This window comes from Pedobacter ginsenosidimutans (genome assembly GCF_001442625.1).
In the GTDB taxonomy this organism is placed as follows: domain Bacteria; phylum Bacteroidota; class Bacteroidia; order Sphingobacteriales; family Sphingobacteriaceae; genus Pedobacter; species Pedobacter ginsenosidimutans.
Genome location: NZ_LMZQ01000018.1, coordinates 1 through 23,260, shown reverse-complemented (window position 1 = coordinate 23,260; position 23,260 = coordinate 1). Strand labels below are relative to the sequence as shown.

20 protein-coding genes are annotated in these 23,260 nt (G+C 39.0%); 3 read left to right on the top strand and 17 right to left on the bottom strand.

Annotated features, from left to right (window positions below; genetic code table 11):
* Nucleotides 1–10: 10 nt before the first annotated feature.
* The 9 genes from ASU31_RS19200 to ASU31_RS19160 form a co-directional block, all read right to left on the bottom strand.
* A complete protein-coding gene (locus ASU31_RS19200; protein ID WP_057933899.1) occupies nucleotides 11–406 on the bottom strand; it encodes an SET domain-containing protein-lysine N-methyltransferase in 396 nt (131 codons plus the stop codon).
* Complete coding sequence (locus ASU31_RS19195) at nucleotides 403–816, bottom strand: SET domain-containing protein-lysine N-methyltransferase (protein WP_057933898.1); 414 nt, start codon at nucleotides 814–816, stop codon at nucleotides 403–405. The genes ASU31_RS19200 and ASU31_RS19195 overlap by 4 nt, the downstream gene beginning before the upstream one ends.
* A complete protein-coding gene (locus ASU31_RS19190) occupies nucleotides 816–1,283 on the bottom strand; it encodes a hypothetical protein (RefSeq protein ID WP_057933897.1) in 468 nt (155 codons plus the stop codon). The genes ASU31_RS19195 and ASU31_RS19190 overlap by 1 nt, the downstream gene beginning before the upstream one ends.
* Before the next feature lie 11 nt (nucleotides 1,284–1,294).
* On the bottom strand, nucleotides 1,295–2,395 hold the full coding sequence (locus ASU31_RS19185; protein ID WP_057933896.1) for a hypothetical protein: 1,101 nt from the start codon (nucleotides 2,393–2,395) through the stop codon (nucleotides 1,295–1,297).
* 68 nt (nucleotides 2,396–2,463) lie between these two features.
* Complete coding sequence (locus tag ASU31_RS19180) at nucleotides 2,464–3,735, bottom strand: hypothetical protein (RefSeq protein WP_157258125.1); 1,272 nt, start codon at nucleotides 3,733–3,735, stop codon at nucleotides 2,464–2,466.
* 58 nt (nucleotides 3,736–3,793) lie between these two features.
* The gene (locus ASU31_RS19175; RefSeq protein ID WP_057933894.1) at nucleotides 3,794–5,095 is read right to left on the bottom strand and encodes a hypothetical protein; all 1,302 of its coding nucleotides are present in this window, start codon (nucleotides 5,093–5,095) and stop codon (nucleotides 3,794–3,796) included.
* Between the two features lie 14 nt (nucleotides 5,096–5,109).
* Nucleotides 5,110–7,194: a tetratricopeptide repeat protein gene (locus ASU31_RS19170; protein ID WP_157258123.1), complete on the bottom strand. Its 2,085-nt coding sequence runs from the start codon at nucleotides 7,192–7,194 to the stop codon at nucleotides 5,110–5,112.
* Between the two features lie 169 nt (nucleotides 7,195–7,363).
* Nucleotides 7,364–8,740: a hypothetical protein gene (locus tag ASU31_RS19165; protein ID WP_057933892.1), complete on the bottom strand. Its 1,377-nt coding sequence runs from the start codon at nucleotides 8,738–8,740 to the stop codon at nucleotides 7,364–7,366.
* 54 nt (nucleotides 8,741–8,794) lie between these two features.
* Nucleotides 8,795–9,904, bottom strand: coding sequence for a hypothetical protein (locus ASU31_RS19160; RefSeq protein WP_057933891.1), 1,110 nt, complete (start codon nucleotides 9,902–9,904; stop codon nucleotides 8,795–8,797).
* 248 nt (nucleotides 9,905–10,152) lie between these two features.
* Between ASU31_RS19160 and ASU31_RS19155 the strand changes: the two genes are divergently transcribed.
* Together ASU31_RS19155 and ASU31_RS19150 are read left to right on the top strand one after the other, a co-directional pair.
* Nucleotides 10,153–12,096 (top strand): ATP-binding protein, encoded by a 1,944-nt coding sequence (locus ASU31_RS19155; RefSeq protein WP_057933890.1) that lies wholly within the window; start codon nucleotides 10,153–10,155, stop codon nucleotides 12,094–12,096.
* Between the two features lie 9 nt (nucleotides 12,097–12,105).
* Nucleotides 12,106–12,720, top strand: coding sequence for a response regulator (locus ASU31_RS19150; RefSeq protein WP_057933889.1), 615 nt, complete (start codon nucleotides 12,106–12,108; stop codon nucleotides 12,718–12,720).
* Nucleotides 12,721–13,011: 291 nt separating this feature from the next.
* Here ASU31_RS19150 and ASU31_RS27255 read toward each other — a convergent pair whose 3' ends face one another.
* Genes ASU31_RS27255 through ASU31_RS19140 form a run of 3 tightly spaced genes read right to left on the bottom strand, consistent with a single transcriptional unit; the run spans nucleotide 13,012 to nucleotide 14,873 of the window.
* Nucleotides 13,012–13,284 carry a UBP-type zinc finger domain-containing protein gene (locus tag ASU31_RS27255; protein ID WP_083505435.1) on the bottom strand — a complete coding sequence of 91 codons (273 nt, stop codon included), beginning with the start codon at nucleotides 13,282–13,284 and terminating at the stop codon, nucleotides 13,012–13,014.
* Nucleotides 13,285–13,286: 2 nt separating this feature from the next.
* Complete coding sequence (locus ASU31_RS19145; protein WP_057933888.1) at nucleotides 13,287–14,531, bottom strand: NAD(P)/FAD-dependent oxidoreductase; 1,245 nt, start codon at nucleotides 14,529–14,531, stop codon at nucleotides 13,287–13,289.
* Nucleotides 14,532–14,540: 9 nt separating this feature from the next.
* Complete coding sequence (locus ASU31_RS19140) at nucleotides 14,541–14,873, bottom strand: phosphoribosylpyrophosphate synthetase (RefSeq protein WP_245224568.1); 333 nt, start codon at nucleotides 14,871–14,873, stop codon at nucleotides 14,541–14,543.
* Between the two features lie 246 nt (nucleotides 14,874–15,119).
* Between ASU31_RS19140 and ASU31_RS19135 the strand changes: the two genes are divergently transcribed.
* A complete protein-coding gene (locus ASU31_RS19135; protein WP_057933887.1) occupies nucleotides 15,120–15,299 on the top strand; it encodes a hypothetical protein in 180 nt (59 codons plus the stop codon).
* A 532-nt stretch (nucleotides 15,300–15,831) separates the two neighbouring features.
* On the opposite strand, the gene ASU31_RS19125 is transcribed toward ASU31_RS19135, so the two are convergent.
* The 5 genes from ASU31_RS19125 to ASU31_RS27745 all read right to left on the bottom strand — a co-directional run.
* Nucleotides 15,832–16,281: a protein-disulfide reductase DsbD domain-containing protein gene (locus ASU31_RS19125; RefSeq protein ID WP_057933885.1), complete on the bottom strand. Its 450-nt coding sequence runs from the start codon at nucleotides 16,279–16,281 to the stop codon at nucleotides 15,832–15,834.
* On the bottom strand, nucleotides 16,281–17,357 hold the full coding sequence (locus ASU31_RS19120; RefSeq protein WP_057933884.1) for an alpha/beta hydrolase family protein: 1,077 nt from the start codon (nucleotides 17,355–17,357) through the stop codon (nucleotides 16,281–16,283). Before ASU31_RS19120 ends, ASU31_RS19125 begins: the two co-directional genes overlap by 1 nt.
* A 7-nt stretch (nucleotides 17,358–17,364) precedes the next feature.
* Nucleotides 17,365–19,353, bottom strand: coding sequence for a TlpA family protein disulfide reductase (locus ASU31_RS19115; protein ID WP_057933883.1), 1,989 nt, complete (start codon nucleotides 19,351–19,353; stop codon nucleotides 17,365–17,367).
* A gap of 48 nt (nucleotides 19,354–19,401) precedes the next feature.
* The gene (locus tag ASU31_RS19110; protein ID WP_057933882.1) at nucleotides 19,402–20,799 is read right to left on the bottom strand and encodes a RagB/SusD family nutrient uptake outer membrane protein; all 1,398 of its coding nucleotides are present in this window, start codon (nucleotides 20,797–20,799) and stop codon (nucleotides 19,402–19,404) included.
* 12 nt (nucleotides 20,800–20,811) lie between these two features.
* Nucleotides 20,812–23,260, bottom strand: a 2,449-nt coding sequence (locus tag ASU31_RS27745) for a TonB-dependent receptor domain-containing protein (protein WP_167346207.1), incomplete at its 5' end; no start/stop codon positions are given.

The following is a 23,260-nucleotide window of genomic DNA, read 5'->3' as shown; positions in this document are numbered from 1 at the left end:
ATTTTTTTGATCAAATGGGGTCGATACCCCTATCTGTAAACCATTTATGATAATCTATGCCATACTCACCGCCATAATTAATACATATTTCTGTATGTGCCTTGATATTTTCGTGAGCGATAAATAGCATTTGTCTTTCTTCCCTGTTAAGTATATATACAGCATTGGGATATTGCTTATGGTTATACATGGAGCCGAAACCCATTGTTAGCGCCAGCATATTTTCTTCTTTAATAAAATAAAAGCTATAGTCCATAAGAGGTGTAGCGCTTAAGGCCGCAAATTCTTCAGCAGGGATAATGATCACCGGACAAACTTCTATAGTTTCTCCTTTGGCGATGTCTGTATTGCAAAAAACTCCCCTTCCTTTTCCCTTTATGGTTTTTAAATACAGCAATTTCTTCATGGTTCATCCGGATTGGGAAAATAGACTTCGCTCTTATCGTCTGGCTTACCATTGTAATTAATAGTTACCTCACTACCCGCTTCAATTGTTTGGTAAGCATAGATATTAAGGGTATTTTTCTTTCGGGAGAATGTGTAAAAGGCATTTGCTTCAGGCGAATGATTGTAAAACGAAGCATAGCCAAAACCAAATGCAGCCTGTTTCTCGGCATTGCCAAGCAAAAAGTAATAATGGAAAAGTTTGGTAAACCTTAAGGTTTGTTTTTCTTCATTTGATAAGAAAATAATGGGAGCCCGTTCTATCAAATTTCCTTTCCTTATTTTACTTTTGGCAAATACACCTCGTCCATGAAGCGGGCTTTCCTTAACTTCAATGTACTGGGACTGATCAATATTTTTATTGAATAGCATTAGCCTTTGTGTAATATCTTAACATCTTTGATCGCTCTTTCCGCTGCTGCTTTAGCTTCAGCTTCTTTTTTAGGATCATAACCTACTGCCTTCGGATCTTTTGCAGGTAAAGTCTTAGGATCAACTTGCTGAGCAATTTTGGCATCCTTGGCAGCTCTTTCTGCGGCCACTCTAGCGGCCTCTTCCTTTTTAGGATCAGTAGCAGTTGCCTTTGGATCTTTTACAGGAATCGTTTTAGGATCAACCTGCTGTGCAATTTTAGCGTCTTTTGCCGCTCTTTCGGCCGCTGCCTTAGCCTCTGCCTCCTTTTTGGGATCAGTAGCAGCTGCTTTCGGGTCTTTTAGTGGAGTAGAAGTACTGGTAGCTTTACTACCTGGATTTATGGTTTCTTTTTTAACCGCAACAGTTTGTGCTTTAACTGCTGTCATCAACAGCAATGAGCCTAAAACAGAAATTATCTTTTTCATATTACATGTATTTATGGTGTTTCACAAAGCTCCCATTTTTTGCTTTGCACGCTTGATTCTCCTCCCGCAAAAGCCAATCCACTTGCACCAGCAATTACTCCAGATCCAAGTCCGAACCCCATCAGATTACCAGTCCCTTTATGTCCTTGGTTAACAAATTGTTTATCTACATTTTTATTGGAGAACAGCATAAAAGTGGCAGGCGCACAAATACAAATTTCAGTTTGCCAGTCTTTGAGTGCCGAGGCAAAAAAAGGTGTTTCATAATAATAAGTTATGGCACACCCCAATACCGAAATGGTATATGCCGAAGCTTTCCAGTGGTAATCCTTTGATGCCTTAAGGCCTCGTGAATCAAACGGAAACGTACCAGGGATACTAAACCTATCAATTGTTATAGCTGCATCTGAATAGCTACCCCATGGCCCTTGAGCATCAGCTACGGTTTTAATTGTATTAGGATATGCACTATTATTCGATCCGTAAAAATAATGGTTACACGACCCAACTCCCGATTTTAGTGGATCAAAAAGTGGAGTGGCCGTAGTATTCTCATCTACACAAATAATAGGATTAGGATCAACCGGTTTACTTATTACAGGCGGATTTGTTGGGTTTGGAGTAGATCCTCCTGGAGTATATGGCGCTACTGGTTTAGCTTTTTCATACTGAAACGTAAGAAACTCGCCAAACTGGATACTCCTCTTTACATCATCTGGAAACACTTCCCGAATTTTCTGCTGGTAAGATGGCTCGTCTATTTTCGCCTCCGTCCAAATCTTTTTAATAAAGGAATAATAGGCTTTAGCAATCTGAGCAACCTTAGCCTGCTTTTCTTCCATTGTTTTCAGGCTGCTTACACTTTTAACATTTTCCTGATAAGCTTTGTATGTTTCGGGATTGGCTTCCATGCGTTCCTTAAGTTTATCAACAACAGGCTGCATTATCGAGGTAAGCTGTTTTAAAAGTTCATCATGTTTGCTTGTTGAGGTTATACTTAGTTCTTTTGTGGGTCTTATAAAAATATTCTGGTTTTCGTTGCGATCACGAATTTGCGCATTTGCTACCGTTGCACCTACAATGAATAGCGATAAAATAAATATCTTTTTCATAGTTTAAATTTTATAGGTTAAAAGTAATTTGAGTGGCAAGGGTAATCAATCGTTAAAAAAGATGATTTTTATAACATATTCCTTACAGCATCAAGATCAAAATGCTCCGTAAAATTATTTACAAGATCTTTTCCCAGCTTAGTATTGATATACCTGTATGACAACTGGATCATGTATGGATCAGCAGGTTTTTTTTCAGCGCCTATAAAATAATCAGGATTGTATTTATATAAAGTTGCTCCTCCCTTATCATCCCAAAATCCACTAAAAGTAAATGAACCAGTTGCTTCTGCATCGCCTTGTGAGTCTGTATAATAGACTTCTATCTCAACATAATCTTTTGGCCCTGTGCCATAAAAATTCTTCCACCTGTAATTTTCTATTTTAGGTTTTACCACCGCAGCCATTGCTAACCATTGCGCCGTATTATCTTTCAATGCTTTTTGAACGATTATTTTCTTTGTAGCTATTCTTTGTTGCCAATCGGGGTAATATGCTTTTTTAATTACAAAATTTTTCCTCCCATCCTCATATAGCTGTGGATACTTTTGTTGATTCTTCATCATGCCGGCAGATACTTTTTCAATTTCTTTTATTTTATCTGCTATAAACAATCCTTCTCTATCATAGTAAACCAATAATGCTTCTAAATATTCTTTACGTGTTACAGGCATAAACAATAATGTATTAGGCTTTGTGAAATACCATGTACGAGTGATGAAAGTACTTCTGTTGCCAGGCTTTACAGATGATTCAGGAATATCCTGGTAGTAGCCTTTTCCATTGTTGACATTCTTATTATCCATTCTGATGAAGTCGCACAATGCAATAAATTTCCCATTGTATTTATTGTATGTTTCATAGTAAGGATAATCATCGGCAAACGTATAAGCTTTATCAATACCCGTAAAACGGTTCACATAAGCCCTAAACACTATCGAATATTCTTCATTCACATGCAATTGATTCTTTGCACAGAAATATTCATAGCACCCTAAATTGAGATCATAACTTAACAACGTATTTTTTCCATAGACCATCTTTGCATTGGGAGGCGTAGCGAAACTTGTTTTCAACACACAACCCGTAAGACTAAAACTTTTTCTGCTTTCCTTCTCCAGCGTTTCAATCTTTGTTAAAAGATTAGTGGCTGCATTTTTATTCGCTGCAGTAGGCAACTGATCGAACCAATGTGCTTTCTGTTGCGGCCATTCGCAATGGGCAGCATCAACCTGTGTTCCAGGCACGGTCAATAATTCCTCTGATGAGGAACATGTTTGTGCAAATGCAGTGTTCAATAAAAATATACTGCTGATGGCCAGCATAAATATTCGCTTCATGAAAGAGAATTTATCTTTGAATTATTTAGTGATAAGTATATAGATCAAGTGCTTAAAATTATTCCAGCATTTTTTTCAGTGCAGCTAAATCAAAATTCTTTTCCCAATTGTTAAACAACCTTGAAGAGTAGCCAAAATCTTTAGTGATTTCATACCGAAACTGTACTTCTATCAACAAAGGTTTTGCAGCCTGCCCGTTATTGGAAACAAAATAGGCTGGGTTTAAAACATACAGGGCACTTTTATACTCTCCTTCTACATCATAAAACCTACCCAAAGCTTCCAAGATTTTATTTGCATCTTTTAGCAATCTATCCTGGTCTACCACTGCCGGCTTTTGTAACCATTCCGGTTTTTGTTTGATAAGCAGATCATTCACTTTTGCTTTTTTTGCTTCATATATCCTGGGGTAAGCAAGCTTGTCTGCTTGCAAAGCGGCCATTGTTCTTTTTGCAGACTCAGAAGTATTATTTACTATATTTTTAATTTTTTCTGCGTTGTCATACTCAAAATTGGCTTTTTCAATTTCAAAATATTCCAGCATATCCTGCAGGTATTGCTTGCGGCTAACAGGGATCAGTAAAGGCACTCCCGGTTTGGTGAGGAAATAACGACGATCTACAAATTGATACGAATTAGGTCCGTGATTATCATACCTTCCGCCCATTTCCCAGTGCTCAACATAGCCATTGCCATTGTTGAGTTTTAAAAAATCGCTATGATAATCTTTATAGTTATCAGAGCGGGCAACCATCAGTGTTGCTTCTGAAATATATTGCGATACATGGCTGGGATTGTTGCTTTTGTCTTTTTCAAAGTTGGTACCCGCTTTTGCTTGTATGGGAATTTGGTACATCGGATTTCCACTTTTCATATTAAACTCACCCGTACCTACAGCATGTACGCCCCCCGGCATTATAGAGGGATTGAAGTCAACCCTGAAAACCGTTCTGTATTCATCTACTATTTTGGTGGCGTGTTGGGACACATTGCAGACAAAAGCATATACACCCATGCTGTACCCATAACTGGCATAAACATTTTTGCCGTAATTGCTGCTGCCATGCCTGGCAAAACTTACCCTGGCGGCACATCCCATCAACTTAAAATCCTTACGGCTGGCTTCCTCCAATTTTTCTGATGCGATGAGGTTTTTCATCATCGTAGTTTTTTCGGCAGCTGTACCTTTTAAAGCAAATCCATATATTGTATTATTATGGTCGGTATAAATACCAGGCATAGCGTCAACATCTGCACGTGAACCACAGGGTGTTAATGGGTCAGCTATTTTTTTTATTCCCTGCGAAAAAGCTGTAATGCTCCCAAATACCATTACTGAAAAGATCAAAAACTGTTTCATGGTTTGTTGTTTATTTATTTAAAGATACCTGTTCCGTTTAGTGAACCTGCGCCGCTATTAAGGCTCATTCTTCCTTCCATGCCTGCGCTTGCACCAGCAGGACCAACTCCTGCTGCTGCTTCCGCACCGGCAACCACCACTACATCGGTTACACCTGTTCTGTCAATTTCAATATCTGCACCTACACCAGCGCTTACGCTTGCCTGTAATGGCCCCAATTTGCCACCGGCACTTACTTTAGGTCCAATGCTAACTGTGCAATTCTTAAAAGAATCGCCAAAACCTGCATGATCCAGGTCCTGATTTAAAGTGCCGCTAATTACACCTGCATTAACGGTGGTGGTTAAGCCACTGCAGGTAAGCGTCATCGTAAAGCCGAGCCTCGCACTACCAAATTCGCTATTGATATTGCAGTTGGGATCTTTAAATTCAGTAAGCTTACCTTCTTTTATTTTACCCGGACTTGCACAGCCGTAACTTACCTGAAGCACTTCGGCCTTAAAGGCCAGGTCTTTTAACCATTGTTGTTTTAGGCCAGCATTGATACTAGGAATCAATTCGGGATAAGTAGTGTACAATGATATATAAGCCATTTCATTCAAAAACTGCTTTTGCGCCACCAAATATTCTTTGTACAATTCCTCAGATTTTGTATTGTATGCACTTAGGTAAGTATCTACTGCTTTTATAGATTCGTTGCAAAGCACTTCATTATTTTCTGTTCCACCCTCTCCCACGTTCTTCCATCTTTCGTTGATCTTTTTCATAGTGGCTTCATACTCTTTTTTGTAAGTGGCACCATCTCCTTTCGTAAAATCGGCCATTTTTTGCAGTACCTTATCCTTTTTTAGCTGAAGGCTTTGCAGCACTATTTTCTCTTTGGCATTCATTTTTTCCGAAAACATGGGTATACCCACAGTTTGCATGGCACTACTTTGGTTTACTGAACCAGGATTGGCCAACGTTTTGTTCATGACGTTGATCAACTGTTTTTGCTGCTCCTCCAAATGCTTGATCGTTTGCTTATTTGACTCTTCGCTAAGTTTTTGTAAGGGCTTTATTGCCTGATCAATAGCTACTCTGAACTGTTTCCATTGCGTTTCGTACATTTTCATTGCCGCATAAGATTTTGGAAATTCCATTGGTGAAAAATTACCGAGATTCAATAGATCGTCGCTTTTGTTAGTACGAGGAAAACCAGTATAATCGTCTGCTCCAGGTGTATAGCCTAATTGTTTTAATTTGTCTTTTCTTGATGCGGTGTTTCCCTGCTTAAATGCGGCTTTGGCATAGGCAAGCGCTGCTGCTTTATCACCTTTGTGCTCAGCTATCAGACAAAGAGTTTCGTTGGCTTGTGGATGGACGGCAGCAATCAGCAAGGTGCTGTCCAGGTATTTTTTTGATTTGTCTATCTCCCCTAGTGCAAACCATGCCTGCCCCAGGTTATTAAGAATGGTACTGTTCTTTTTAAACCGCCCATTGAGGTTATTAAGAATAGGGATCGCCATTTCTGGTGCTCCCATCATCGTTAACATCGCTGCATAGTTATTTAAATTGTCGGTATTATTGGCATCGTCTTTACATACCTGTGCCATCAAGCTCAATGCAATTTGCGTTCGCCCACCCATCCACAACGCTGCAGCGGCATTGCCCATTTCATCTGTTTTTGCTCCTTTCCCTTTCAGGTCTTTATAGATATCACTGGCTTTATTTTTTGCAGCAGGCAAGACAGCGGCAAAAGTAGTATTTCCTATATTGCCGATAAATGCACTCATATTTACATTGGAAGGTGTACCAGCAATGGCTTTGGTGTTTCTTGCAGGAATAAGACCGTTGGCAACACCGCCACTTTTTGTTGGCTGACTTTTGTTTACCTGTTTTATGGCATTGTCCATCTTTTGCCCTATACCATATTGATTGAGCAAACTGTCGTAGCCCTTTTTGGCCTTAGGGTCCATTTTAGAGGTCTTTTCATTGAGTTTTTGCATAGCTTCTGCAAATCGCTTTTTGTCCGCTTCCATTTGTTCTTTAGATGGCTTTTGGGCAAAAGCGATAAATGGTAACAGTAAATACAAAAAGTAGAATAGTATCTTTTTCATATATTTATGGTATTATTTTATTTCCAGTTTCATCTCTCCATTTACCGTTCCAGGTGTATAAGCAGCTGGTTGATTTGGGATTGCCAATGGCCGGGCTTGCATCCAATACGGAGGTAAAAAGCCACTTGTTAGCTTCAACTATTCCCCCTTATCGAAATTGGCATTGTAATCAAAGCTTTTGAAAAGGAACAAGCGTTTCTATTCTGTTTTTATCATAATTAGCGTTATACAAACTCATTAAATTTCTCCATTCATTATTTCCAGATTTTCTTGAATAAAATCTAATGAAGTAATTTGTTACTAGACCTGAACTAGTTTTTCTTTCCAGCAAATTTCCTTTTAAGCTAAATACACCCTTGCTTTTAAATTGACTTTTCTTAATTAAGTCATTATAATAATCATAATCCACCGTATAAGAAGATTGTATCAACACATAAAATGTTCCTTCTGCGGTGTAACTGGTAGCAGCATTTAAACTATTACCATAAAGTCCGCTGCCTGAAACCCATGTACCAATTAGCTGCTTTTTATAATCCGTATTTTTTTCAGCGACCCCATTTATTTTTAAAGTGAATAAAAGAAAATTCAAGCCCATCTCCATCTCGCTGCCTAGTATGATATCAGCCGAATTAATAACTGCTATGTTTGTTCCTACCTGTATCAACAGCACAGTACCCTTTATAACGTCACCCCCAGGTTTAGTAATGCTATTGCTCAACATGTAATAAGGCAGACCCTGGCAGGTAACTCCTTTTTCATGATCTCCTTTTTCGAATAACTGGTTGTTAGAACTGTTATATAGACTCCAACCATCAAAAACCTCGAAGAATATATGTTCCATATCTTTTTCCAAACTCCCCGATGATCTTACCATATCCATCAACTCAATAATTCTTTTTCCTGTAGTTGTATTTTTTTCTAGCGTCAAACTATTTCCACCTTCATTTAAACTCCAGGTGGGTGGAACAGTAATAGCATACAGATTTTTGTTTCCAGAACCTATTGTAGCATTTGTTGGAGAAACTGAGTTTGTTTTGTTGTTTTGTACAGTTGCCGTTTCATTTAAGTTTAGGCTTTTTATAAAATCCAGTATTTGGTTTTGATATTTATCGGTATTGGTCATGATTACCACGTTGGCCATTTTACCGTTTCCCGTTGCGGTTATCAGTGTTACCAATCCTTTATTGGTGCCATCGGTATAGCTGGCCTGCCCCGACAAAACGTTCCATCCTTTTTCAGTAGCAGGTTCTTGCATGGTTGGTTCTTCAGAAACAGATACCGTACCTTTTACCAGTTTCTCCCAACTGGCAGTAAAGTTTTCTTGTGCCGATGCGGCTGTTGCTGCCGAATTTAAAATAACAGCAGCTGCATAGTTTCCTTTACCATCGTTTTTGGTGGACAGTTGAATGCCATTTGCCATTTCTGTTTTATCCCAACCGTTGGGTATCGTATAGTTTATTACATCAAAAGCCTGCTTTTGGGCAAAACCAGTACAACTTACCATCAATAGCAGGTTAAACAGGAGAATGTTTTTTATAGTTTTCATCTTTTTAACGTTATCATTTCTGAAAAATCACTTCAAAATCCCAGCAGTTATACATTAATGAAGTAAATAGTTATAGCCGCTTTTATTATTTGAATTGTTGCTATCGGTAAAACCATATCCGGTTATTTGAATGTTGAACTTGTAAAGTACATTTTTGGGCAAAGTGGAAAAATTAGCACCTCCAGCTACTCTCGCATCATAGAAAAGTTCTTTCATGTTTCCGGGTGCAAATGGAATTTCACCTGTATTCAATGTATTTCCCCCAGTAGCCTGCCCGCAACAGGCGGTTTCCAGAAAAGTATTTGGGTCATTATCTGTATCTTCAACTCTGCTTTGTAAGCTTAGGGAGGCAGTTGATGGAATAGCTGTTTCACCAATATTTTTTAAGGTGTAATAAATCCTAACGAATGATGCGGTATCCACCGGACTCTTTTCTATTTTGGTAATAGTAACTTCCATATCTGCCGGAGCTGGTGGTGGCGGTGGAATGGTAAACGACGATTGTATCACATTATTTGTAAAATTCAATTCAGAAAACTCCTGCCCAACCCATGTTTCGGAAGCAGTGCCAACATTTGATTTCATTCCATTTACACAAAGTTCAAATGTATATGCATTACCCACTATAATACCATTAGTACTAAATGTATTTCTGCTACTCATAGATTCTCCGGGATTTAACAATTGATTTATTTCGCTTGTTAGGCTGGTAGAATTGCCACCTCCCGCGGGGGCTCCATTTATGTAGCCTTGTACTGATAATAAACCTTTTTTTACAGGGGCAGTGCCGACATTTTTTAAGCTATAATTTACCGCATATGTATTACTTGTATTGGGAGAAAAGCTAATATTTGTAATAACCATATCAGGAAGGGCCGTTGGTGTAGGAGTCGGATTCGTTGCCGTAATGGGCTGATTTGGCGTTTGCGTTGTGGTTGATGCAGGTGTGTATAACATGCCTGTTGCCGTTTGCTTGGGCGGAACCATTGAAACATTTGTTGTTGGCGTAGTATTGGTTTGCTGCGGTGTCGATACAATGATTTGTCCTTTAACCTTAGGGTTAATAACTGGTCTAACCACCCCACTTGAATCAATTTTTTTTATTTGTGCATTGCTACCTGTTGCACCTGCAATGAATAAGAATAAGATGAATATTTTTTTCATGGGTTTTTAGATTTTATGATGTAAAAGTAGATTGAACAACAAGACTGGACAATCATTAAAAAAGATGATTTTACAGGTATATTCTTAAAAAATCATTAAAAAAGAGGATATGAAATACGAGTTCATATTATTTTATTTGCATCGAAGAAAAATGTAAATTAGGATATGAAATCATCACGAGCAAACGTCTTAATCAGAGATCATTACGCCAAGATAGCTTCATTACTTTTATAGACTATTATGTTCTGATGAAAAAACTACTCACAAGCCTTTTTATCATATTTTGTTTTCTAAATAGCCCTGGTCAAGACCTACAAAAAATTGATAGTCTTAAAAGGTTATTAAATAAGTCGAAAGAAGATACAAGTAAGGTAAAATTACTCTTTGCCCTTACCCTGGAATATGAAGACCACGATATGAAAAAGGCTATGACCTATGCCAAAGAAGGTGGGCGCCTAAGTAATAGTCTTAACTATACTGCAGGCAAACTGAAGTACAATAAAAGAATGATGTACCTATTTGCAACGCTTACGCAACACGATTCGGCGATATGGTATGGCAAACAGATTCTCAAAATTGCCACGGAAATGAAGGATTCTTTAAGCATGGGCATTGCCTACTTTACATTGGGAGAACGCTACAATTTCAAATCGGATTATGAAACAGGGATTGAATATAGCCTGAAAGGCGTACGTATTATAGAACGGCTGGACACTTCATCCAGAACAAGGGCCACTTTGAATGCCAGTATGGCCGCAAACTATCTGATGATAAAAGACTATAAAAAAGCCATTGAATTTGGGAAAAAAGCAGAATACCTCGATAGAAAAATTAAGAATTACCAACAGTTGACTTCTACTTTACTAAATCTGGGCAATGCCTACGATGCGCTGGGACAGGATATAAAAGCAATTGAAGCATATAAAGAGAGCTTATCGCTCTGCGATAAATACAACTTTCCAAGTTTTGTGGCGATGAATTGTGAAGGGATGGTAGAAATTATGGATAGGCAAAACAAATTGGAACAGGTAAAATATTACGCAGAAAAAGGACTGGCAACAGCCACTAAAATAGCGGACAACTTCAATATTATGTCTTGCTATCAAAATCTTTCTGTCTATTATTTTAAAACAAATCAATACGCTAGAGCCAAACAATTACTTATTAAGGCGCTGGATATCAGCAAGACCAATGATTATAAAGAAGCAAGAGGAACACTATTACAAAGCCTCTCTAATGTGCTGTATGCGGAGCATGATTATGCTTTAGCATCTCAATATCAAAGAGAAGCCACAAAAATTAAAGAAGATATTTTTACTGAATCGATGGCTCAAAAACACGCCAATGAAGAAGTAAAATTTGAAACAGAAAAAAAAGAAAGCCAAATAAAGTTACAAACAGCAGAAATACGTCAAAAAAATATTCTTAATTACTTTTTAATCGCTGGAACCATTGCTTTTCTTGCCATTTCCATACTAAGCTATCTTAACTATAAGCATCGGCAAAAATTGCAACAGGCAAAAATCGATGAATTAGAAACAGAAAAACAACTTACTGCCACAGAAGCCGTACTGAAAGGCGAAGAACAAGAACGCACCCGACTAGCCAAAGATCTGCATGATGGGCTTGGTGGGATGCTGAGTGGAATAAAATTTTCATTAAATAATATGAAAGAAAACTTAATAATGACTCCTGATAATGTACATGCTTTTGAACGAAGCATTGATATGTTAGATAGTTCCATTAAAGAAATGCGCCGTGTTGCACACAACATGATGCCTGAAATACTAGTAAAATATGGACTGGATACTGCACTGAAAGAATATTGCGAGGAAATGGATCGCAATGGCGTACTGCATGTAAATTACCAATCGGTAGGGATGCACCAGGCAGACATACCACAAACTACATCAATTACCATTTATCGCATTATCCAAGAGCTACTTAACAATGCGATAAAACATGCCAATGCCAAAAATGTACTGGTGCAACTTCATCAATCAGAGCAGGAAAAATTATTAGTCGTTACGGTAGAAGATGATGGAAATGGATTTGATACTGAACGGTTGAAACAATCAGCCGGAATGGGTTGGTTAAATATTCGAAATCGTGTTGAATTTTTAAAAGGTAGAATAGATTTGCAATCTGCTCCTGGCAAAGGCACTTCAATAATGATAGAAATTACTATTTAACAGCAGGAAATGAAAATAGGCATTTTTGTAGTAGACGACCATTACATGGTGATAGAAGGCATTCGTTCTTTACTGCAAAACGAAAAAACACTCGATTGGATGGGACATGCCACCAACGCAGCATCATGCCTTAGTTTTCTTAAACTGCACGAACCTGATGTGATACTAATGGATGTAAACCTTCCCGATAAAAGCGGGATAGACTTATGTAAAGAAGTTAAACAATTATATCCTTCCATAGCCATACTTGGCCTTAGCACCTTTAATCAGCAGGCCATTATCAAAAACATGATAGATAATGGTGCTTTGGGTTATGTATTAAAAAATGCGACAAAAGAAGAGCTGTTGGAAGCGATAAGTAGTGTACTTAAGGGCAAAGTATATTATAGTTTCGAAGTCTTAAGCGCATTGAGGAAACCTGAGCCCAATCAGCTCTTAATTACCCGAAGAGAAAAAGAAGTGCTATTGTTAATCGCAGAAGGACTAACCAATGCAGAAATAGCTGAAAAACTTTTCATTAGCATCCCAACCGTAAATACACATCGAAAAAGCTTGCTGGAAAAATTTGATGTAAAAAACACGGCAATGCTAATTGGTAAGGCTACAAAACTCGAGTTGATTTAGTTTGCTGTAGTTTTCCATATCCTCCATTTGAAACTAAGAAGTTTTTGGGCAAACTTATAAATTAGAATTCGACAACATCGAACCAAAAAAACTTACAAAGTAAATTGTAAATAATTTAAAAACAGTAAATTACGCTCTATTTTCAGCAGTTAATTAATGTTTTTACCGTTAGGGGTCAGTGGCGGTGCGTAATTCGAACCATTTTGTGGACGAATTGATCGAAATGGGAGGTTTTTCAAAAATTAAAACAGACGTTTTAAACCAAAAGCCACCCTTTTTATCATATTTAAATCAGTATTCAGCCATTTCATTATCCAGAAAGCAGTACATCCATCGTTCTCCTGGTTCTGATGAGATTATAACAGGATGTTTTTCTGCCCGGCAATGATGCGACATATGTTGCATTGGCGATGAATCACAGCATAAGGTAATGCCACAAGTTTGGCAGGTACGAAGATGCACCCAATCCGTACCTTGTTTTATGCAGGCTTCACAAACACGTTCTTTTGCAGTTTTTAATTCTTTTACAGCCTCAATGTGACTGCATATGCTGTTACTTTCCATAATTACAATTTTGATAAATATTGATGAACCTGAGTTACTGCCATGGCACCTTCGCCTACGGCCGATGCAACCCTTTTTACCGAATTAAACCTAACATCGCCGGCAGCAAAAGAGCCTGGGACACTAGTTTCTAGATGATAAGGTGGCCGCTCCAGTTCCCAGCACATCTTATATTGATCCAGGCTAAGCAAATCGTTACCTGTATAAAGATATCCATTTCTATCCCTACAAATCGCAGTTTCAACAGCCCATTCGGTATTGGGTTTTCCCCCTATACAGATGAATAGTTTTGAGGTGTTGTGCCATGCTTCTGTTCCATCCTGACTGTTTACAATTTTGATGCGCTCCAGATAATCATCACCCTCCAGTGCCACTACTTCAGCATAATACAGGACATTAATATTCTTAATAGATGCTATCCGCTGAATCAGGTATTCAGATAGGGTATCTGCAAGGTTACCTTTCCGGATCACCATGAAAACGCGTTTGGCAAAGCCAGAAAAATAGGTAGCGGCCTGTCCGGCAGAGTTTCCTCCGCCAACAATGTAAAGGTCTTTATCCTGACAGAAAAAAGCCTCACTTGCACCGGCACCGTAATAAACCCCTTTATGAAAAAACCGGTCCTCGTCAGGGAGATTCAATCTGGCATACTCCACTCCGGTTGCACAGATATTTGACTTTGCGACCAGCTTTTCGCCGCTTGCAAAATCTACATGGATTCTATTGTCATAAAAAGCACCTTTGATCCCCTCCTTTAAAAGTAAAATCTCGACACCAAATTTTAGTGCTTGCTGCCTGGCCCTTTCAGCAAGGTTTGCCCCGGATATTCCTTCAGGAAACCCCAGATAGTTCTCGATCAGCGAGCTTGTACCTGCCTGTCCGCCAATGGCCTCACGTTCAATAAGGATAGTTTTCAGCCCTTCTGATGCAGCATAAACCGCAGCACTTAGTCCCGCCGGGCCAGCACCGTAAATCGAAAGATCATATTCTGCATATTTGGGTTCGGTAATCCAGCCCAGATTACAGGCAATCTGCTCTAAGCTTGGATTTACGATCACTTTGCCATCAGGAAATTCGATTACAGGTTGCTTATCGGGATTATTAAATGAGGTAATTCCCTGGCCCCAGCCCAAATCATCATGCGTAATGTCAAACCATTCGAAATCGATAACACTTCGTTTTAAAAAGTCTCTGATGGGGTAAATTTCAGGAGAATCTGGTTTACCATATAGTTTTAACTTGTTCATGAGCAGTTCTTAATCAGTTCGGGCTTTTAATTGCTTAATCAACTCATCACCAGTACTTTCCGATGAAGTTCCATAACCATTTACAAAGATTCCTTTTATTTTACCATCAATAGAGGATATGGCATAAACAATAGCCTCATCATCTGGATCTGATTCTCCTTCAAAACGATAATGTCTATCAATCAAAAATTGCTCTGGAAATTCCTGTATCGGATTTTCTCCGCCACTCAACTGACTACTTTTCAGATTGAAATCTAAAGTATAGCCCTGTTTAACCAGGGCATTAAGCACTTCGGAAAGTGAAGTCATTTCTCCGATATGTTTTAAATAATCGTTATCCATAATCATTTGTTCTTTTTGAATGACGCGTTAATTTACCAAAAAACAAACCAACCCGCAAAGAACTGTAAAACAAAACTTAAAAAAATAAACAATAAAACATTGACGAGATAAAGTGAATTTATAATAAGATTCAGGTATACTTTTTTATTAAAAATAAATGATCAGGAGATGAATTTTTCAATGCATTAAAAAGTAAAAAAGAGTGGCTTAAACTAATTTAAATGGTTATCTTTAAATAAAAAAGCCATGATTATAGACCCAAATAAAGAAGAACTTTCTGACGATAAGGAAGATGCATTAACAAGTGAAGAAGATGCCCTGAATCAAAGTACGATCATTAGTGATGAAAGCGCTGCTGAACACGATGCTGATTTATTAGATCAGGCAGATAGAGCATCCCGCTCATCTTTCGAATTGGATATTTAGACCAGTCGTTATGTCAGAAAAAATGGCGATATCTTTGGAAAAGTTCAGGAGATATCGCCATTTCTGTAAGCAATGCTCAAAAGAATAAGCACAAACACCATTGCTTCAAAGATTATCAATAAATGTGTTTTTTGGCCAGGCCAAGCTTTTTGATTTTCGAATTTAATGTGGTCGCCGGAACACCCAATAATTTTGCAGCGCCATCTGACCGGAAATCCGCCCGTTACACAACGCTAATAAGTGAATACAAGGCAGAAGCTGTTCAGGTTGAACATACAAAGTCAATCAAACGGCCCGAGCATCCTGATTTGAAGAGACAAAAATCAAAAACAGACAGTATTAAAAAGGGAAAGGCCATCCAGCTCTTCCCCTTAATCTGTCATCAACTAACTTATATTATTATGATTTATCATTAAATTAATCATAATCGCTATTTATAAATGTTATTCACCCCCCGGAGGCTGAATAAGTCATTCAACTGCGACTGCTTGAGAATATTACAGGTTTTGAATATCCTGTTGAAGCGCTCAATCTATTTGACCGCCACATTGAAACTAACTTCTTCAGGGGGGAGACACTGCTTGTCGTTGCACACCATCGATTCGACAGTTCCTTTCACCATCGCTGTTTTTCCGTTAGTTTTAATTTTTTGTTGAAAGATCACACTGTGTTCAAAATATTTTACATCCATTTTGAAAGTATCCTCATATTTTATTATAGCTTTTGGCTCCAGCGTCTTGCCCACAAGTGAGTATTCCTTTGAAGGCTTAAAACTAAATGTGGTTTTTACTGGTCCTCCATCTTTTACAAACTGGGAATATAAATGCCATCCTTGGTCGATTGTTGCTTTAATAAAAATTGTTGCCGTGTTGGCACCTGTTTTTTTTGCTGCATAAGACCATTTTATTGGTTTTAATATCTGACTTTGGGCACTGATGAACAGTAAAGAAAACAGTGCTGTTATTAGAATAGATTTCTTCATTATTTAATTGTTTTTTTTAGCCATGAAAAGATGATGTGAAAAGCTTCGGGCGAAACACCGCTTTTGATATTTGGGATCTCGGCTTGATTACAGGTGATACACGGCAATAACAAGTGATTGACATTTTTCAGCAAATGTGTTTCTACGTTTTTATTGCCGCCAGCCGCAATATAGTTCCTCCAGTTTTGAAGATTTGCCTCGGGAACCACATAGTTATCCTTATCCCCGTTTATCGCTAACACAGGGACTTTAATATTCGCCATCGTTTTAGCTGCATCGTACTTGATAAAATACCTGTACCAAGGTCCTATCGCATAATTTACGAAACTGTAGACCGGAAAACGGAAATGATCGAATTTAATATTCAGAGTCCTGAAGTAGGCATCATCCTTTACTTTCCATGTGTTGTAGGTTTCATTCAATTTTGCCTCCATATTAGCCGAATCTGCATATTTCAATGCCGTTTTAAACATACGTTCATTAATGTCGTTGGATCTGGCCTTATCATAATCGGGCAAGGTAGAATTGTTGACTATACTCTCATTTTGCGAAATCAGGGCATCGTACCCATTCATTGCCAGGCCTGAGAGGCTGATCAAAAACTTAATATCCTTACTTTTGGAAGCAGCGATCGACATGATCGCCCCACCTTCACTATGCCCGATGAGACCGATTTTACCGGCGTCTACCTGAGGTACAGATCTTAAGTATTTTACGGCCAATAAAGCGTCAGTTGCGAAATCGGCAGTAGTTGCATGTTCATATACTCCTGTCGTTTTACCTACACCTCTGTCATCCAACCGAAGAACGGCGTATCCATGATTCGCAAGGCTATCGGCGATTTCCTTAAAGATCTTGTGACCCGCCATCAGGCCATCACGATCCTGCCTTCCCGTTCCGGAAATGATAACGACGGCCGGGCTTTTTTTATTTCCCCCAGGGATTGACAAGGTACCTGCATAGGAGATGCTATCATCCGGTGATTTGAATGTGATTTCCTTATCTATAAAATTCTGTGCAAAGGATGTTTGCGTAAATACTGCCAATGCGGCAATGAGCAATCTGATCTTATTCATTTTTTTGTTATTCTGCTTTTTTAGTCATTTCAATCAACGCCGTCATCTCATCAGCCAAACCTGTAGCACTTCCCCTGAAACCTACGGAAATGAACCGCACGTACCCATTTTTGTCTATGATCAGCTTTTGGGGTATGCCAGAGATGGTAAATGCTTTACAAATCTTATTAAACACTTCCGAATTGGTCTTCATGCCTTCCAATCGATTATCAAATAGCACGTTGAAGGGATAATTGTTATCTTTGATGTATTTCGCATTTTCTGTTTTATAAGTATCACCTCTTTCTTCTGTATCTACAAAATAAAATACAACATCCGGATCATTTTTATATTTCTCTACAGCTAGTTTCATTCCCGGAAAGGAAGCTTTGCAAGGAACACACCATGTGGCCCAAAAGTCGAGGATTACGGTTTTCCCTTTGAGATCGTTCGAATTAACAGTCTTGCCATTAAGGTCTTTCATACTCCAGGTTGGCATTTCTTTCTTGATCATGCTTTCCATGATATCTTTTAGCTCCTTTTCTTTGTCGGCCGGGTTTTTCATGTTTTCCAAATATTCCTGAAAACCTTTCTCTGAACCACGTTCTTTAACGAACGCCTCTCTAATCATCGCAATCATTTCTGTAGAACTCTGATTCTTGAACATACTTTTTTTCAAAAGCACCTGCAGATCCTTGTTCAGACCTAACATCTTTAAACTTAATGCCTGTTGGTTATTTATCTCTGCATTGTTGTAGTCTAAAATGGCCTGTGCCTCTTTTGCATATTGAAGTGCCTGCTGGTATCTTTTCTGATAATTCAAGAGCCCAATGTGATCTGAAGAGACGGTGGCAACAAACGTTTTCTGGTATTCACTTTTCCACTCTGATGGAGAAAGATAGGCCATCGATGCCGGCTGGTTGGCTTTGAAGTATTCGAATCTTTTTACAAAAAGATCAGAGTCTTCAGCAATTTTTTTCAGATCCCCTTCTTTTCTGTGATAAGGAATGCCTATAAGCTTATAATAAACTGAGGTAAGCATATTATATGGCAAGGAATCGATATACTTACCCACGTAATCAGTTGGCCTTTTCTTCAACCTTCCAAAAACCATCAGGTTCTGATATATAACACCATAATTGATTCTATTTTCCAGATTAAACTTTGCATTTGTATTTGCTTCAGGGAATTTTGAAAGAAAATCCTCAGAGGCGACCAACAGTGAGTCAATATCTCTGATTGAGGACAATTTTTTGAATGCTGCAAGCCGTGCTATACTCCCATTTGGAAACTTTTGGCTGATTACCATATTGATAGAATCTGTTAGATTTTTATCCCGAATAAGGATAGCACTGATATATCTTGCATCGAGCAGTTCCGACTCATTAGCATCCGTACGGGTAAGGTACTTAGTGGCTAAAACCAATTTAGGAGCAGCATGCTCTCCCATGTAAGAGGAAAGGGCTATAGCATAATCCCTGGCCAATAGTGATTTCGATTTTTGGTTATTCAAAATCTCCTGGTTTAGCCAATGATATGTCGCGGTATCACTGATTCCTTTAAAGTTGATGTATCCGGGAATATTTTTACCATAGTTCGGTGATCTTGCAAATCCCCATCCAATATATCCTCCAGGGGCCATTTTCCCTGGTCTATCCTTATCATTGAGCATAATAAAATAGCCAAAATTCTTGTTGTTGTCGATGGAATCTCCTGAAACGAATTTAAAGGCAAGTATTCCAGTATTGATCGGAACCTGTAAATCTGATTTCCATTCCTTTCCAGCCTTGACAAATTTAACGTCGGCCGCTTCCCACTTATAATCGGTATATTTATATACCACCGCGTTAACAGATTCCTTATTCTGTAGCGGTGTGCCTGATGGATTATAGAAAACAGTCAGGGCTTTTCCGTTATAGGGCTTTTCAGGCAGCGACCTGAAATTATCGGTGCGCTGACAAAATCCATTGATAGAGAGGGCAATAAAGAGTAAAAAGGTTAGGGTTTTGTGTATCATTTTTTATTGATTAATTCTGGATATTATCCGTGTTGTGGTATACGTGGGTTAGGGGTTTGGCTCGAGTTCTGGATTGAGGTTACGAAGATATTCCGCGATTGGAAATGTATATTGGTTACTGTTTGGCGCCAATGTATAAATCACACCTCCAAAGTTTCTGGTATACGTTTTTTGGAAAGTTGTTTCATTGTTCAGCCTCCTCATATCCCACCACCTTAGCATGGTTCCAAAAAACTCTCTTCTACGCTCATCAATCACTTTTATCAGGGCATCAGTATTGTTATTGGCTGTAGCAGGCACATAATCGGCAGGTTTGAATCTTTTGATCCTTAAGGTGTTCAACGAATTCATCGCTTCAGAAATATTCCCCGTACGTACAAAACATTCAGCACGGATAAGCAACATCTCAGGTACTGAAACGCCCTCGTTTCTGGTCTCACCGGTTACGCTTTCCTTATAAAAAAATCTTCCTGTATAGGTAGCGGAAACTGTTGCTGCTGGAACGGTAAAAAGTGTATAACGCTGATCTTTGGTACCCAATACCGCTAGGTATTCGTCGCTCAATTTTAATACTGAAGGTGCAAATGTCAATGATCCTCCAATGGGAAGTTTTGATAGCATGATTTCTGGATTTGCAATTCTTCTTGGATAGTTTGAGGTGTTAACGGCAGTTATAGCCGATAAATCGATTAAGGTACTCCTAATTTTTAATGCCTCTTCTGCGTATTTTAAAGCATTTGGGTAATCTGCCATCATTAAGTATGCCCTGGCCAATTCTCCGTGAGCAGATGCTTTGGTTGGTAGCGTGTTATAGGCTTGTGTAGCTGGTAAAGCTGGTAGCGCCTGCAAAAGATCGTTAATGATTTGATTGTACACCGTTTCAATGCTGGCCCTCTTCAAAGATTGACTGACCGTTTGCACCAAAATCAGCGGCACGCCAAGATCAGAACCTGCAGACGATCTAACATACGGCTTGGCATAAGTGTTGATTAAGTTTAGGTATGCATCTGCCCGATGGACCAAAGCTTCTGCTTCCAATGCCTTTTTCTCCTCTTGAGTCCCATCACTTGCCGGAAGCTCATTGATTATGGTATTGCAGTTTAGTATTATAGCGTAAAGCGTATTCCAACTCTGGTCCTGCTCGTAAGTAGATCCAAATGGAAAAATAACGGGTCTCCAGTTATAACTTCCTGTCAGATAAGAATAAAATTGTGATCCGGTTAATGCCGTCTGTTGTGCGGCATCATTAATATCAATATCAGATGAGGCAAAGTCGGATAGATTCTGTATATTCTCAAATGCAGCAGTATTGTTAAGCAAGTAGCGGTAATTGATCGTTTGATTGGGTACAAGGTTTCCCTGCGTTTTGATGTCTACATACTTTTTACAGCCAGTCATTGCCGTTGCAATGAGAGAAAAGCATATAATTATATTTTTTAGTTTCATGATTGCCAAGGATTAGAAGTTAACATTTAAAGAAAAATTATAAGAAACTGCAGATGGAAGGCCCAGGGTTGTAGAACTAAGACCAGCAATAAAATCCGGGTCGATGCCCTCTTTGTTTGCTCTCCATAAAAGCCCTAAATTTCTCACAGCAAATGTGAAATTTGCTGTTCTGACAAAAGACGTTATTTTTTCAATCGGCAACTGATATGACGCCGATAGCTCGCGAAGTCGTATATAATCGCCCTTTAATACATTGATATCTGATTGTTGGTAACGCAATAAACTCTGGGCAGCGAAATTGCCTACCGGACTGGGTACGTTGGTGAATGCCTCATCTCCGGCCTTTACCCAACGTTTTGCCACATCCTCATGCAAATCATACCTTACACCTGTTCTTGCCGAAGGGTAGGAACTGACAGTTGGTCTGAGAAACACACTACCGAATTGGTAAGAGGCAACCGCCATTAGTGTGATATCCTTAAATTTAACAGATGTATTAAAGTTTCCAAAATAAGGTGCAGTTCTTCTTCCCGCGTAATGCAATGCATTTATCGATGTAATATTCTGGTTTGCCGCTATTTTCGCACCATTTTCATTGTACACCTGAGTAAGCCCATTTTGATCTAGTCCAGCATTTTTGTATACAAATATCTTATCCGTTGGATAATCATTTAGATTGGCGCCAAATGCAGGATTAGAATAGAAGGATGAGGTGATTCCAAATCTTGCATCGGTGATTTTATTGGTGTTATACGCAAAATTGATTCCGCTGTTCCATTCAAAGTCGCCTTTGCGAACAATAGTACCTCTGACACTCAAATCAATGCCATTTCCGGATAAATTGGTTGAGTTTCGATTAAGTGTGGTAACGCCGTATGTCCCGTTGATCGGAAACTCATAAAATAAGTCCTTTCCCCGTTTCGAGTAAATATCTGCAGTTGCAAATAAGCGGCTGTTGAAGAGACCAAGATCAATACCCAGATTGGCCACGTATGTTTTTTCCCATCTCAATTCCGGATTAGCAGGTGCGACCAGAAACGCATAAGGCTGACCAGTGGTCAAATCTGCGCTACCTAACCCGATATAGGTGAAGGGATAGATATTGGTAGATATGTTACCATTCACCCCATAGGTTGCCCTTATACTCAGGGAGCTTAAAAATCCGGCTTTGGCTAAAAAGCGTTCTTTTTTTACATCCCATTTAAATCCCGTTGACCATAGTGGTGTTGCCCTGAACTTGCGATCGACACCAAAATTGTTGTAGTCATCATAGCGCGCACTTCCGGAAACGGTATACTTACCGGCATAGGTATAGGCAGCATTGGCATAGTACGATAAATATCTTCGTGTTTTATCCTGTTGGGTTGGCGCACTGCCCAAACTACTGGCAAAGCCTTGTATCGTTTGATATGGTGTAAAAAAATCCACAGGTCTGGAGAGTCCTGTACCGGTATTATAACCATACAGCGTATTAGACCCTTGACCTATCTTGGTCTGGCGAATTTCTGATCCTGCAATAGCAGTCAATTGATGTAAACCAGCAAAAATATGATCAAAATTGAGCTGGCCACGAAGGCTGTAGTTGTTGCCGGAGGTGTTTATATTACTCAAAATCCCACTGCCTATCGGTAAACCAATAGAATTTTGGGCATTACCGTTTGAAGGTAGCGGTGTATAAGTATTGATAAAGTTTCGGTAATAATAGGATCTTTCATTAAAATAACTCCGGGTTTGACTAAAGCTTCTTTCGTTGCCATAAAAAACATTCGCTGATAAACCTTTAAAAATCGGTACGTTCAGGTTGAGGTTGATCGTATAATTGTTATCTTTTTGGGTATTGTCCGCATTATCGATCTCATCCAAAGGATTGTAAAGCCAGTTGCGATACCCCCGGCTCTGCAGCGAATTGGTCCATCCCGAGTAGTATTGCCTACCGAAACCTATCCGATTTCCCTGATCGTCTAACAACCTGTCATAAGGCATAAAAGTTGATGATGAGGGACCAAATAACGTGTTGAGCGATTGACCATTATTATTGAATTTAAAGAAGGAACCTCTTACATTCGTTGATAAGGTGGCCACTTTGAAAATTTTGAAATTGTTGTTCAAAGTTATCGTTAAACGCTGTCCATCAACACCTACTGTTTGAGGATTTTCTTTGCTATAAGAGGCGGAATAATAATAGTCACTGCTTTTTCCGCCGCCGCTTACCGATAAATCATACTGCTGGTTGTTTGATGGCCTTATCAAGTATTGAGATATCTGATCCCGGCTATCTATCGAACTATATCGGCTAAGAGCGGCATCATAGGCAGCCTGGGTTATTGTTCCGGCCCTGAGCTTGAAAATCAGGTCGGTTACATTAGCTACGGGCTGTCCGAACGGGCTGGCTGAATTTGGTGGGGTGATCAGATTTTTAGCGACAAGATCCTGTTCAAAAGAGATCGCCTGAGTTGAATTC

Bases quoted from the DNA above. Each gene is read 5' to 3' on its own strand.
- ASU31_RS19200 (WP_057933899.1), bottom strand. From the start codon at position 406: ATGAAGAAATTGCTGTATTTAAAAACCATAAAGGGAAAAGGAAGGGGA.
- ASU31_RS19195 (WP_057933898.1), bottom strand. From the start codon at position 816: ATGCTATTCAATAAAAATATTGATCAGTCCCAGTACATTGAAGTTAAG.
- ASU31_RS19190 (WP_057933897.1), bottom strand. From the start codon at position 1,283: ATGAAAAAGATAATTTCTGTTTTAGGCTCATTGCTGTTGATGACAGCA.
- ASU31_RS19185 (WP_057933896.1), bottom strand. From the start codon at position 2,395: ATGAAAAAGATATTTATTTTATCGCTATTCATTGTAGGTGCAACGGTA.
- ASU31_RS19180 (WP_157258125.1), bottom strand. From the start codon at position 3,735: ATGAAGCGAATATTTATGCTGGCCATCAGCAGTATATTTTTATTGAAC.
- ASU31_RS19175 (WP_057933894.1), bottom strand. From the start codon at position 5,095: ATGAAACAGTTTTTGATCTTTTCAGTAATGGTATTTGGGAGCATTACA.
- ASU31_RS19170 (WP_157258123.1), bottom strand. From the start codon at position 7,194: ATGAAAAAGATACTATTCTACTTTTTGTATTTACTGTTACCATTTATC.
- ASU31_RS19165 (WP_057933892.1), bottom strand. From the start codon at position 8,740: ATGAAAACTATAAAAAACATTCTCCTGTTTAACCTGCTATTGATGGTA.
- ASU31_RS19160 (WP_057933891.1), bottom strand. From the start codon at position 9,904: ATGAAAAAAATATTCATCTTATTCTTATTCATTGCAGGTGCAACAGGT.
- ASU31_RS19155 (WP_057933890.1), top strand. From the start codon at position 10,153: ATGAAAAAACTACTCACAAGCCTTTTTATCATATTTTGTTTTCTAAAT.
- ASU31_RS19150 (WP_057933889.1), top strand. From the start codon at position 12,106: ATGAAAATAGGCATTTTTGTAGTAGACGACCATTACATGGTGATAGAA.
- ASU31_RS27255 (WP_083505435.1), bottom strand. From the start codon at position 13,284: ATGGAAAGTAACAGCATATGCAGTCACATTGAGGCTGTAAAAGAATTA.
- ASU31_RS19145 (WP_057933888.1), bottom strand. From the start codon at position 14,531: ATGAACAAGTTAAAACTATATGGTAAACCAGATTCTCCTGAAATTTAC.
- ASU31_RS19140 (WP_245224568.1), bottom strand. From the start codon at position 14,873: ATGGATAACGATTATTTAAAACATATCGGAGAAATGACTTCACTTTCC.
- ASU31_RS19135 (WP_057933887.1), top strand. From the start codon at position 15,120: ATGATTATAGACCCAAATAAAGAAGAACTTTCTGACGATAAGGAAGAT.
- ASU31_RS19125 (WP_057933885.1), bottom strand. From the start codon at position 16,281: ATGAAGAAATCTATTCTAATAACAGCACTGTTTTCTTTACTGTTCATC.
- ASU31_RS19120 (WP_057933884.1), bottom strand. From the start codon at position 17,357: ATGAATAAGATCAGATTGCTCATTGCCGCATTGGCAGTATTTACGCAA.
- ASU31_RS19115 (WP_057933883.1), bottom strand. From the start codon at position 19,353: ATGATACACAAAACCCTAACCTTTTTACTCTTTATTGCCCTCTCTATC.
- ASU31_RS19110 (WP_057933882.1), bottom strand. From the start codon at position 20,799: ATGAAACTAAAAAATATAATTATATGCTTTTCTCTCATTGCAACGGCA.